The sequence below is a fragment of the Streptomyces sp. NPDC050560 genome (assembly GCF_044457285.1).
Taxonomy (GTDB): domain Bacteria; phylum Actinomycetota; class Actinomycetes; order Streptomycetales; family Streptomycetaceae; genus Streptomyces.
Genome location: NZ_JBITGT010000006.1, coordinates 168,087 through 180,407, shown reverse-complemented (window position 1 = coordinate 180,407; position 12,321 = coordinate 168,087). Strand labels below are relative to the sequence as shown.

General features: G+C 72.5%; 10 protein-coding genes. 9 read left to right on the top strand and 1 reads right to left on the bottom strand.

The annotated features are described in order from the left end of the window. Nucleotides 1–6 precede the first annotated feature (6 nt). The 4 genes from ACIBIW_RS15515 (at nt 7) to ACIBIW_RS15500 (ending at nt 3,160) form a co-directional block, all read left to right on the top strand. Entirely contained in the window at nt 7–726 is a 720-nt protein-coding gene (locus tag ACIBIW_RS15515) for a YggS family pyridoxal phosphate-dependent enzyme (protein WP_399336170.1), read from the top strand. Between the two features lie 134 nt (nt 727–860). Then, on the top strand, nt 861–1,535 hold the full coding sequence (sepF, locus tag ACIBIW_RS15510; RefSeq protein WP_399336168.1) for a cell division protein SepF: 675 nt from the start codon (nt 861–863) through the stop codon (nt 1,533–1,535). Between the two features lie 84 nt (nt 1,536–1,619). Beyond that, a complete protein-coding gene (locus tag ACIBIW_RS15505; RefSeq protein WP_399336166.1) occupies nt 1,620–1,904 on the top strand; it encodes a YggT family protein in 285 nt (94 codons plus the stop codon). A 56-nt stretch (nt 1,905–1,960) separates the two neighbouring features. After that, the gene (locus ACIBIW_RS15500; RefSeq protein WP_399336164.1) at nt 1,961–3,160 is read left to right on the top strand and encodes a DivIVA domain-containing protein; all 1,200 of its coding nucleotides are present in this window, start codon (nt 1,961–1,963) and stop codon (nt 3,158–3,160) included. 206 nt (nt 3,161–3,366) lie between these two features. Here the strand turns inward: ACIBIW_RS15500 and ileS are convergent, their stop codons facing one another. Beyond that, entirely contained in the window at nt 3,367–6,513 is a 3,147-nt protein-coding gene (gene ileS, locus ACIBIW_RS15495; protein WP_399336162.1) for an isoleucine--tRNA ligase, read from the bottom strand. Between the two features lie 550 nt (nt 6,514–7,063). Here ileS and ACIBIW_RS15490 point away from each other — a divergent pair. From ACIBIW_RS15490 to ACIBIW_RS15470, 5 genes are all read left to right on the top strand, one after another. Next, the gene (locus tag ACIBIW_RS15490) at nt 7,064–8,218 is read left to right on the top strand and encodes a TraR/DksA family transcriptional regulator (protein ID WP_399336160.1); all 1,155 of its coding nucleotides are present in this window, start codon (nt 7,064–7,066) and stop codon (nt 8,216–8,218) included. A gap of 85 nt (nt 8,219–8,303) precedes the next feature. Then, nucleotides 8,304–8,981 carry a signal peptidase II gene (lspA, locus tag ACIBIW_RS15485; protein ID WP_399336158.1) on the top strand — a complete coding sequence of 226 codons (678 nt, stop codon included), beginning with the start codon at nt 8,304–8,306 and terminating at the stop codon, nt 8,979–8,981. A 93-nt stretch (nt 8,982–9,074) separates the two neighbouring features. Beyond that, nucleotides 9,075–10,016, top strand: a complete 942-nt coding sequence (locus tag ACIBIW_RS15480) for an RluA family pseudouridine synthase (protein WP_399336156.1) — start codon at nt 9,075–9,077, stop codon at nt 10,014–10,016. Next, entirely contained in the window at nt 10,013–10,504 is a 492-nt protein-coding gene (locus tag ACIBIW_RS15475; protein ID WP_399336154.1) for a GNAT family N-acetyltransferase, read from the top strand. The genes ACIBIW_RS15480 and ACIBIW_RS15475 overlap by 4 nt, the downstream gene beginning before the upstream one ends. Before the next feature lie 173 nt (nt 10,505–10,677). Continuing rightward, the gene (locus ACIBIW_RS15470; RefSeq protein WP_399336152.1) at nt 10,678–12,273 is read left to right on the top strand and encodes a Na+/H+ antiporter; all 1,596 of its coding nucleotides are present in this window, start codon (nt 10,678–10,680) and stop codon (nt 12,271–12,273) included. Nucleotides 12,274–12,321: the final 48 nt, after the last annotated feature.

The following is a 12,321-nucleotide window of genomic DNA, read 5'->3' as shown; positions in this document are numbered from 1 at the left end:
GGGGCGATGACCGCACGCAAGGACGAACTCGCCGCGCGGCTCTCCGCCGTTCAGGAGCGGATCGCCGCCGCCTGCGCGGCCGCGGGCCGGGCACACGACGAGGTGACGCTCATCGTCGTCACCAAGACCTATCCGGCCGACGACGTACGGATTCTGGCGGAACTGGGGGTACGTCATGTTGCCGAGAACCGCGACCAGGAGGCCGCCCCCAAGGCCGCCGCCTGTTCGGACCTTTCACTGACATGGCACTTTATCGGTCAATTGCAGACCAATAAGGTGCGATCGGTTATTGAGTATGCCGACGTGGTGCACTCCGTCGACCGGGAACGGTTGGCCGGGGCGCTGTCCAAGGCCGCCGCGGGAGCCGGGCGCGAAGTGCGCTGCCTCATCCAGGTGGCGCTCGACGCCGAGGAGGGCGGGCGCGGCGCGCGCGGGGGAGTGGCGCCCGGCGGCGTCGCGGACCTGGCCGCCGAGGTCGGGGGCGCCGAGGGGCTTTCGCTGGGGGGCCTGATGACCGTCGCCCCGCTCGCGGGACCCTACGCGGGCAGGGAGCGCGCGGCCTTCGAGCGCCTGGTGGAATTGTCAACGTCGCTGCGCGCGGCCCATCCTGCTGCGACGATGGTGTCCGCAGGAATGAGTGCGGACCTCGAACAGGCTGTTGCGGCCGGAGCGACACATGTGCGCGTCGGCAGCGCGGTACTCGGAGTCCGTCCCGCGCTCGGGTAACGTCGCCAGGAAGTCGGACCACAGCAGAAAATATGGTCATTCCCGCAGAAGTTGCGGGGCCGTGGATCGCGGGCACCCGGCTGGCGTCAGCCGATCCACCACGCCGATCCACCACAGAGCGGAGGACTCAGAGCATGGCCGGCGCGATGCGCAAGATGGCGGTCTACCTCGGCCTCGTGGAGGACGATGGGTACGACGGCCGGGGGTTCGACCCCGACGACGACTTCGAGCCCGAGATGGACCCCGAGCCAGAGCGGGACCGTCGACGGCATGAATCGTCCATTCCGTCCCACCAGTCCCACCAGAGTCCCCCCGCCCACCAGTCGCGTCAGCCGCACCAGTCGTCACTCCCCGCGAGGGACGAACCGGCGCGAACTGGCCCGCCCCCGGCGCAGCGTGAGCCGTCGCCGCTTCCGGCGGAAAGTGGACGTCCCGCGCGAATCGCCCCCGTGGCGTCCATCACACCTGAACGTCAGAGCCTGGAGAAGAACGCACCGGTGATCATGCCCAAGGTGGTGTCGGAACGGGAGCCCTACCGGATCACGACACTGCACCCCCGGACCTACAACGAAGCCCGTACCATCGGGGAACACTTCCGTGAGGGCACTCCGGTGATCATGAATCTCACGGAGATGGACGACACGGACGCGAAGCGACTTGTCGACTTTGCGGCCGGGCTCGTCTTCGGCCTTCATGGCAGCATTGAGCGAGTGACACAGAAAGTATTCCTGTTGTCTCCTGCTAACGTCGATGTCACGGCGGAGGACAAGGCCCGCATCGCAGAGGGCGGGTTCTTCAACCAGAGCTGAGACACGTGGTACTGGCAGCAGTCATACGACAGGACAGGGGTCCCCGCACACGCGGGGGTGGTCCGGGGAGAGGGAAGCGCGGAGATGGGCGTCTTCTTGGATGTGCTCTACATCGCGCTGATGTGCTTCCTGATCGTGCTGATCTTCCGACTGGTGATGGACTACGTGTTCCAGTTCGCCCGCTCATGGCAGCCCGGCAAGGCGATGGTGGTCGTTCTTGAGGCCACCTACACTGTCACCGATCCACCGCTCAAGCTTCTGCGGCGGTTCATCCCGCCGCTGCGTCTCGGGGGCGTGGCGCTCGACCTGTCCTTCTTCGTTCTGATGATCATCGTCTACATCCTGATCTCCGTCGTGAGCCGGCTGTGAGCGCGATGTTGATGACGTTCCTTGCCGAATGCCGACGACTACGTTGAGGTGAAGAGATGCCGTTGACCCCCGAGGATGTGCGGAACAAGCAGTTCACGACCGTCCGCCTCCGCGAAGGTTATGACGAGGACGAGGTCGATGCCTTCCTCGACGAGGTCGAGGCCGAACTGACCCGTCTGCTCCGCGAGAACGAGGACCTGCGCGCCAAGCTGGCCGCCGCCACGAGGGCCGCCGCGCAGAGCCAGCAGCAGGCGAACATGCGCAAGCCTCCTGAACCCCAGGATCGCCCTGGACCGGTGCCCGCCGCCATATCAGGTCCGCCGCAGCCGGCTCCTCCGCAGCAGCACCCGATGGGTGGTCCGCCCCAGCTTCCCGGCGGTCAGCCGCAGCTCCCGGGCGGTCAGCCGCAGTTGCCCGCGGGACCCGGCGGCCACGGCCCTGCGGGACACGGCCCGGGACCCCAGGGCCCAGGCCCCCAGGGCCCGCACGGGCCGGGCCCGATGCAGGGCGGCGGTCCCATGCAGGGCGGCGGCCCGATGCAGGGCGGCGGCCCAGGACCCATGCAGGGCGGCGGCCCGATGGGCGGTCCCGGCGGACCCATGGGCGGCCACGGCGGCCCGCAGTTGCCAGGACCCGGACAGGGCCCCGGCGGCGACAGCGCGGCCCGGGTGCTGTCGCTGGCGCAGCAGACCGCCGACCAGGCCATCGCGGAGGCCCGCTCCGAGGCCAACAAGATCGTCGGTGAGGCGCGCAGCCGTGCCGAGGGGCTGGAGCGCGACGCCCGCGCCAAGGCGGACGCGCTGGAGCGGGACGCCCAGGAGAAGCACCGTGTCGCCATGGGCTCCCTGGAGTCCGCGCGCGCCACGCTTGAGCGCAAGGTCGAGGACCTGCGCGGCTTCGAGCGGGAGTACCGCACCCGGCTGAAGTCGTACCTGGAGAGCCAGCTACGCCAGTTGGAGACCCAGGCCGACGACTCGCTGGCCCCGCCGCGTACGCCCCCGGCTGCCTCGCTGCCGCCGTCGCCCTCGCCTTCCATGGCTCCGGCCGGCGCCCCGTCCTACGGCGGGGGCCAGTCGATGGGCGGTCCGCCGCAGCCGCCGAACGGCAACGGCAACGGGCCCTCGTACGGCAGCCAGCAGCAGATGTCGCCCGCGATGACCCAGCCGATGGCGCCGGTGCGGCCGCAGGCGCCCCAGCCGATGCAGCAGGCGCCGTCGCCGATGCGGGGCTTCCTGATTGACGAGGACGACAACTGACCGTTCTCGGCGGTAGCCGGTTCTGGTGAATTCTGGTGAAGGGGTCGGGCCTCACGGTCCGGCCCCTTCGTCGTGTGCGCGACCGGCTCCGCCGGGGCGCACGGGAGATCCCGGGACGACCGGGAGCAGGCCGGGAGACGACGGAGGGAGGGGGCCGGGGCCCCCTCCCTCCTTGCCGCTTCGGCGGTTGTGCCGTGGTGCGGTGGCTACGCCTTGCGGAGTGCGAACGTCAGGCCGAGCGCCTCGTCCGTGAACGGGGTGCCGAAGTCCGCGGGGGCGCCCTGGGCGAAGTCCGTCGCCAGGACCTCCTCCGCGATCAGGACTGCGTGCTCGGTCACCGCCGCGGCGACCGCCGGGTCGTCGGACGACCACCGCAGCGCGATCCGGTCCGACACGTCGAGCCCGCTGTTCTTGCGGGCCTCCTGGATCAGCCGTACCGCGTCACGGGCGAGGCCCGCCTGCCGCAGCTCCTCGGTAAGGTGGAGGTCGAGGGCCACCGTGGCGCCCGAGTCGGAGGCCACCGACCAGCCCTCGCGCGGCGTCTCGGTGATGATCACCTCGTCGGGTGCGAGGTCCACGCTCTCGTCCCCGACCCGTACCGTCGCCGACCCCGCGCGCAGCGCACGGGACAGCTCCGCCGCGTCCGCCTCCGCGATCGCCTTCGCCACCGCCTGCACGCCCTTGCCGAACCGCCTGCCGAGCGCCCGGAAGTTGGCCTTCGCGGTGGTGTCCACCAGGGACCCGCCGACCTCCGAGAGGGAGGCGAGCGCCTGGACGTTCAGCTCCTCGGTGATCTGCGCGCGCAGCTCGGGCGAGAGCGTCTCGAAGCCCACGGCCCCGATCAGCGCACGCGACAGCGGCTGCCGCGTCTTCACCCCGGACTCCGCGCGGGTGGCGCGGCCCAGCTCCACCAGCCGCCGTACCAGCGCCATCTGCCGGGACAGGCCCGGGTCGACCAGCGACGGGTCGGCCGTCGGCCAGTCGGCCAGGTGCACCGACTCGGGCGCGCCCGGTGTCACCGGCACCACCAGGTCCTGCCAGACCCGTTCGGTGATGAACGGGGTCATCGGGGCCATCAGCCGGGTCACGGTCTCCAGGACGTCGTGCAGGGTGCGCAGCGCGGCCCTGTCGCCGAGCCAGAAGCGGCGGCGCGAGCGCCGTACGTACCAGTTGGACAGGTCGTCGACGAACGCGGAGAGCAACCGGCCCGCCTGCTGGGTGTCGTAGCCGTCGAGCGCGCGGGTGACCTGCTCGGTCACCGTGCCCAGCTCCGACAGCAGCCACCGGTCGAGCAGCGGGCGCTCGGCGATCGCCGGGTCCTCGGCCGACGGGTACCAGCCGGAGGTGCGCGCGTACAGCGCCTGGAAGGCGACCGTGTTCCAGTACGTCAGCAGGGTCTTGCGCACGACCTCCTGGATGGTGCCGTGGCCCACCCGGCGCGCCGCCCAGGGCGAGCCGCCCGCCGCCATGAACCAGCGGACCGCGTCGGCGCCGTGCTGGTCCATCAGCGGGATCGGCTGGAGGATGTTCCCCAGGTGCTTGGACATCTTCCTGCCGTCCTCGGCGAGGATGTGCCCGAGGCAGACCACGTTCTCGTAGCTCGACCTGTCGAAGACCAGGGTGCCGACGGCCATGAGCGTGTAGAACCAGCCGCGGGTCTGGTCGATGGCCTCGCTGATGAACTGCGCCGGGTAGCGCCGCTCGAACAGGTCCTTGTTCTTGTACGGGTAGCCCCACTGCGCGAACGGCATCGACCCCGAGTCGTACCAGGCGTCGATGACCTCGGGCACCCGGGTCGCGGTGGCGCCGCACTCGGGGCAGTCGAAGGTGACGTCGTCGATGAAGGGGCGGTGCGGGTCGAGGGCCGACTGGTCGGTGCCGGTGAGCGCGGTCAGCTCGGCGCGCGAGCCGACGCAGGTCAGATGGGCCTCGTCGGACGAGCAGCGCCAGATCGGCAGCGGGGTGCCCCAGTAGCGCTTGCGGGAGAGCGCCCAGTCGACGTTGTTCTGTAGCCAGTCGCCGTAGCGGCCGTGTTTGATCGAGTCGGGGTACCAGTTGGTCTTCTCGTTCTCCGCGAGCAGCCGGTCCTTGATCGCCGTGGTGCGGATGTACCAGGACGGTTGTGCGTAGTAGAGCAGCGCGGTGTGGCAGCGCCAGCAGTGCGGGTAGCTGTGCTCGTAGGGCACGTGCCGCAGCAGGAGGCCGCGGGCGCGCAGGTCCTCCGTCAGGGTCTCGTCGGCCTTCTTGAAGAAGACGCCGCCGACCAGCGGCAGTTCGGGGGCGAAGGTGCCGTCCGGGCGCACCGGGTTGACCACGGGCAGCCCGTAGGCGCGGCAGACCTTCAGGTCCTCCTCGCCGAAGGCGGGGGACTGGTGGACGAGCCCGGTGCCGTCCTCGGTGGTGACGTAGTCGGCGTTGACGACGTAGTGCGCCGGGGTGCCCTCGGGAAAGTCGACGAGGGTGAAGGGGCGCCGGTACGTCCAGCGCTCCATCTCCCTGCCGGTGAAGGACTGCCCCGTGGTGCTCCAGCCCTCGCCGAGCGCCTTCTCCAGCAGCGGCTCGGCGACCACAAGACGCTCGGCGCCGTCCGTGGCCACCACGTAGCGCACGTCGGGGTGGGCGGCGACGGCGGTGTTCGACACCAGCGTCCAGGGCGTGGTCGTCCACACCAGCAGCGACGCATCCCCGGCCAGCGGGCCGGAGGTCAGCGGCAGGCGCACGTAGACGGACGGGTCGACGACGGTCTCGTAGCCCTGCGCCAGCTCATGGTCGGAGAGCCCTGTCTCGTCCCTGGGGCACCAGGGGGCCACCCGGTGGTCCTGGACGAGCAGGCCCTTGTCGAAGATCTGCTTCAGCGACCACCAGACGGACTCGATGTACTCGGGGTCCATCGTGCGGTACGCCTCGTCGAGGTCGACCCAGTAGCCCATGCGGTGGGTCAGCTCGGAGAAGGCGTCGGTGTGCCGGGTGACGGACTCGCGGCACTTCGCGTTGAACTCGGCGATGCCGTACGCCTCGATGTCCTGCTTGCCGGTGAAGCCCAGCTCCTTCTCGACGGCCAGCTCGACCGGCAGGCCGTGGCAGTCCCAGCCCGCCTTGCGGGGGACGTGGTAGCCGCGCATGGTGCGAAAGCGCGGGAAGATGTCCTTGAAGACGCGGGCCTCGATGTGGTGCGCGCCCGGCATGCCGTTGGCGGTGGGCGGGCCCTCGTAGAACACCCACTCGGGGCGGCCCGCGGAGCGCTCCAGGGTCTTGGCGAAGATCTTCTGCTCGCGCCAGAGGTCGAGGACCGCGTGTTCGAGCGCGGGCAGGTCGACCTGGGCGGGCACCTGCTGGTACTGGGGCGGCGTCATCGTGCTCCTCCAACGGACTGCTGCCTTCCGCCGGAGGGACGAGAGACGCGCGTGCCGGCGCTCCCGCGGTACCACCCTCCTTGGTCCGCCGGGCGCGCCGCCGGACCCTCTCTTCGGTCGCGATGCCGGGTCTAGTCGCCTCCGGGGGCTCCGGGGCTTTCTTCCGGCGGCTCCGGGGTGATCTTCACGTCGCGCTCGCCCCCGGGCTCGCACCGCCCCCGGGTCGCTCCTGGCTGCCTGCGCCGCTACTCGTCCCCATCCACGCCTTCTCGCTCCGCCCAGTGTACGGGCCCGGGAGGGAGGTGCCGACCGGATATCGCACGGGGTGCGCGCTGACCCGAATGGGCCGAGCGGCGTGCCCCGGGGGGCGAGGCACGGCCCCGGCGGGTTCACCGTGCGTGGAGCTGGGCACAACGCTCTCATGCCTGTCGCGCGGCACCCGTGGGGTGGGCCCGGCGGGCGGCGTGCCCCGTTGCCGCGGGCGATGAGTCGATTTATCGTCCCAGCACGATTCGCGAGCAAGATCACAATATGTGAAGGGGCCGCGACCATGGTGGCGAAGAAGTCCGCCGCAGAGCAGTCGGCGAAGGGCGGCCCGCCCGGCGCTGCCGACAAGAGCGCGGCCGGGAAGAGCCGGGCGAAGGCCGCGGCCGGGAAGACGGCGGCCAAGAAGTCCACGGCCAGGAGGCCGGCTGCCGGGAAGACCGGGGCGAAGAAGGCTGCGGCCGAGAAAGCCACGGCGGAGAAGCCTGCGGCCAAGAAGGTAGCGGCCGAGAAAGCCCCGGAGAAGAAGGCCGCGGCTGGGAAGAAGGCGGCTTCCGGGAAACCGGCCTCGGAGGATTCCGCTCCCCGGGAGAGGGGGGCGCGGGGCGCGGCCGGGGCGGCGCGGCAGCCCGAGTCGTCGGAGCCCCGGGCCCGGGAGGCCCCGGACGCCGCCGGTGCCGCGGGGGCGGCGGCGAAGGGGGCGTCGTCCTCCAAGGCCGCCAGGTCGGCGCGTACGGCACGTGCCGCCGAGGCCGCGGGCACCGCCCAGGCGGCGCGGTCCGGCGGGCCCGCGGGCGCGGGCACCGGGGCGGCCCGCAGGACCGCGAAGGGCAGGAAGCGGGCCGCGGGCGCCACGGCCGCCAGGAAGGCCGCGGACAGCCGCGGCGCGGGCACGGATGACGCGGCCGCCGAGGTGGCGGCCGAGGACGCGGCACGGGCCGCGCAGACGACGGGAGCCACGACGGTGGTTGCGAAGAAGACTCCGGGCACGGCCACGGCGGCACAGCGGCCCTCCGCGGTGCCCAAGGCGCGCGGCACGGTGGAGCCGGGCGACCTCCCGGTCAGGCCGGGCGAGGACCCCTGGACCAAGGACGAGGTCGACGAGGCGCGGGCCGGGCTCGCCGCCGAGGCGCTGCGGCTGCGCTCCGAGATCGAGTCCTCCGAGGCGTCGCTCGCCGGTCTGATGCGGGACTCGGGCGACGGTGCGGGCGACGACGACGCGGACACCGGCACCAAGAACATCACCCGCGAGCACGAGCTGGCCCTCGCCGCGAACGCCCGCGAGATGCTGGACCAGACCGAGCGCGCCCTCGAACGCCTCGACGCGGGCACGTACGGCCGCTGCGAGAACTGCGGCAACCCCATCGGCAAGGCCAGGATGCAGGCGTTCCCCCGGGCCACCCTGTGTGTGGAGTGCAAGCAGAAGCAGGAGCGCAGGTAGCCGCGGGCGGTGGCACGGGCGCGGCGTGGGCCGCCCCCGTGCCGTAGTCTCGACCCGAGAGAGCTGACGGACCCGAAGGACTCACGTGGCAGAGGCGGAACGCATCACCGGCGCACCCGACGACCCGCGCACGGCGGGCGGGGAGCGGGCCGAGCCGGACGCCGCGGGCGACGGCGCCGCGACGCCCGCCCCCGCCGCCGAAGGCGCCACCGCGGTCCCCGGGGTCTCCGTGGCTTCCGGGGCCGCTGCGGCCCCGGAGCGGGACGCCTCCCGGGGCGCGGGGCGCAAGGTCCTCGTGCTGTTCGCGGTCGCCGCCTTCGCCTACGCGCTCGACCTGGTCAGCAAGGCGCTGGTGGTGGCCAGGCTGGAGCACCACCAGGCCATCCACCTCATCGGGGACTGGCTGCGGCTCGAAGTGATCCGCAACCCGGGGGCCGCCTTCGGCATGGGCGAGGCGTACACCGTGATCTTCACGGTGATCGCGGCCGCCGTGATCTTCGTGATCGCCCGGCTCTCCCGCAAGCTCTACAGCGGCCCCTGGGCGGTGGCGCTCGGGCTGCTGCTCGGCGGCGCGCTCGGCAACCTCACCGACCGCCTCTTCCGCTCGCCCGGCGTCTTCAAGGGCGCGGTCGTCGACTTCATCTCGCCGCGGCACTTCGCCGTCTTCAACCTCGCCGACTCCGCGATCGTGTGCGGCGGCGTGCTGATCGTGCTGCTCTCCTTCCGCGGCCTCGACCCGGACGGCACCGTCCACCGCGACTGAGCCCGCCCACTGCGCCCGGCCACTGCGCCCGCCCCCGGCCGCCCGCGTACCGCCGTGTCCGCGGGGGCACCGGGGTCGGGCATACTCGGCCGGGTGAGTACCCTTCCCCAGACCCGGACCCTGCCCGTGCCCGACGGACTTGAGGGCGAGCGCGTGGACGCCGCCATCTCGCGGATGTTCGGGTTCTCCCGCACCAAGGCCGCAGAGCTGGCCGCCGCGGGCAAGGTCCTCGTGGACGGCGCCGCGGTCGGCAAGTCGGAGAGGGTGCGCGGCGGCGCCTGGCTCGAAGTCGAACTGCCCCCCGCCAAAGACCCGGTGCGGGTCGTGGCGGAACCCGTCGAGGGCATGGAGATCGTCCACGACGACGAGGACGTCGTGGTCGTCGTCAAGCCCGTCGGGGTGGCCGCGCACCCCAGCCCCGGCTGGCGAGGACCCACCGTCATCGGGGGGCTCGCCGCGGCCGGCTACCGCGTCTCCACCTCGGGCGCCGCCGAGCGGCAGGGCATCGTGCACCGCCTCGACGTCGGCACCTCCGGGCTCATGGTGGTCGCCAAGTCGGAGCGCGCGTACACCTCACTGAAGCAGCAGTTCCGCGAGCGCACCGTCGACAAGCGCTACCACACCCTCGTGCAGGGCCACCCGGACCCGATGAGCGGCACCATCGACGCGCCCATCGGCCGCCACCCCACGCACGACTACAAGTGGGCGGTCACCGCGGAGGGCAAGCCGTCCGTCACCCACTACGACCTGATCGAGGCGTTCCGTGCCGCCTCCCTGCTCGACGTGAAGCTGGAGACCGGCCGCACCCACCAGATCAGGGTCCACATGGCGGCGCACCGGCACCCCTGCGTGGGCGACCTCACCTATGGCGCCGACCCCACGCTCGCCGCCCGCCTCGGCCTCACCAGACAGTGGCTGCACGCCGTGCGCCTCGGCTTCGCGCACCCGGGGGACGGGCGCTGGGCCGAGTTCGAGAGCGGCTACCCGGACGACCTCACGGGCGCCCTCGCCAAGGTGCAGGAGGAGAGCGCGTGAGCGGGAACCCCGGAAACCTCGGGAGCCCCGCATACGCCGTGCGGATCGCCGAGGACCCCGCGGACCGCGAGGCGTGCTTCGCCGTCCGCAAGGACGTCTTCGTCGCCGAGCAGGGCGTCCCCGAGGACATCGAGTACGACGCGCACGACCACGGCGCCGTCCATGTGCTCGCCGTCGCCGCCGACGGCACCCCGCTCGGCACCGGGCGGCTGCTGCACGGCTCCGCCGCGCTCGCCGCGACCGGCGGCGCCCCAGGCACCGGCGCGCTCGGCCGCCTCGCCGTCGCCGGGGCCGCCCGCCGCCGCGGCGTCGGGGCCGCCCTGGTGCGCGGCATCGAGGAAGCGGCGCGCGGCCTCGGCCTGACGGCGGTCGACCTGCACGCCCAGACCCATGCGCTGCCCTTCTACGAGCGCCTCGGATACACGGCGTACGGACCGGAGTTCGAGGACGCGGGGATGCCGCACCGCGCCATGCGCCGCACCCTCTGAGTGGCCCCCGGCTGGGCTTCCCGACGCCCGCCCCGGCCGCCGCAGGCCCGGCCGTGGCGGTGGGGACCGACCGCGTCGACGGGAGCGCGGCGGCCCATGGCAGGCTTGGTGATCAGGACCGACGGCTGCGGTCCCGCCCCGACGCCCGCCCCTGACACCATCGGAGCCCGCCCGTGGACCAGTTGGCCCTGTTGTTCGCCCTGCTCTTCGGGGCCCTGGTCTGTGTACCGCTCGGCGACCGCCTCGGGCTGCCCTCGCCGGTGCTGATGACCCTCATCGGGATCGTTCTCGCGCTGCTGCCGTTCGTGCCGAACGTCGACATCCCCCCTGAGCTGATCCTGCCCGTGGTGCTGCCGCCGCTGCTCTACGCGTCCGTACAACGCACCTCGTGGCGGCAGTTCGCGGCCAACAAACGGCCCATCTTCCTGCTCGCGGTCGCCCTGGTGTTCGTCACCACCGCCGCCGTCGGCGTCACCGCCCACGCCATGGTCCCCGGCCTGCCGCTGGCCGCGGCGATCGCGCTCGGCGCGCTGGTCGCGCCGCCCGACCCGGTGGCCGCGACCGCGGTGGCGGGCAAGCTCGGGCTGCCCCGGCGCCTCGTCTCCATCCTGGAGGGCGAGGGCCTGTTCAACGACGTCACCGCGATCGTGCTCTACCACGTCGCCATCGCCGCCGCCGTCAGCGGCACCTTCTCGCTGCCGCGCGCCGCGCTCGACCTGGTGCTGTCCGCGGTCGTCGCGGTGGGCATCGGGCTCGCCCTCGGCTGGGCCGCGAACCGGCTCATGGCGCTGCTCGGCGACCCCACGCTCCAGGTGGGCCTCTCGCTGCTCGTGCCGTTCGCCTCGTACGTCATGGCCGAGGAGCTGCACGGCTCGGGCGTCCTCGCGGTGCTCACCACCGCGCTGTTCCTCGCCGAGTACGCCCTCGACGCCGACGACGTCCTCGCCCGGCTCGCGGGCAACACCTTCTGGGAGGTCGTCGACACCCTGGTCACCGGGGTCGCCTTCGGGCTCATCGGGCTCGAACTCCACAACGCCGTCAGGACCGCCGAGGGCCGCTGGATCGAGCTGCTGGGCTGGGCCGGGGGCACCGTCGGGGTGGTCGTCGTCGTACGACTGGTGTGGCTGCTGCCCGCGTCCTGGCTCACCAAGCGTCTGCACGCCCGCAGGGACGTCGACGAGGACATCCCCACCAGCCTGCGCGAGACCGTCGTCATGTGGTGGTCGGGGATGCGCGGCGTGGCCTCCGTCGCGCTCGCCCTCGCCGTCCCGCTGACCATGGACGACGGCGCGCCCTTCCCCGACCGCGACGAGATCGTCTTCATCGCGTTCGGCGTCATCATGGGCACCCTCGTGGTGCAGGGCCTCACCCTGCCCTGGCTGGTGCGCAGGCTCGGGGTCCGCGCCGACGAGGAGCAGGGGCGCGCCTACCGCAGGACGCTCGCGCTGCGGGCGGCGAAGGCGGCGCGGCACCGGCTGAAGGAGATCGAGGACAGCACCGACATCGAGGACATCCCGGAGGACCTGTCCGAGCAACTGCTGCGCAGGGCCTACGAGATCGGCCTCAGGATCAGCCCCGACCTGGTGGACGAGGAGCGGCTCGCCGCGCAGAAGTCCCGGGTGCGCAGGGTGCGCAGGGCCCGCCACATCCAGAACGAGATGCTGTCGGCCGCGCGGCACGCGGTGCTGGCGGCGCGCAGCGAGCCGGGCGCCGACCCGGAGATCGTGGACAACGTGCTGCGCCACCTCGACGTACGGAGCCTGCGGTGAGCCGCTGAGCCGCAAGGGGTGCAGCCGCGGGCTGTCGGCCGGGGCGGG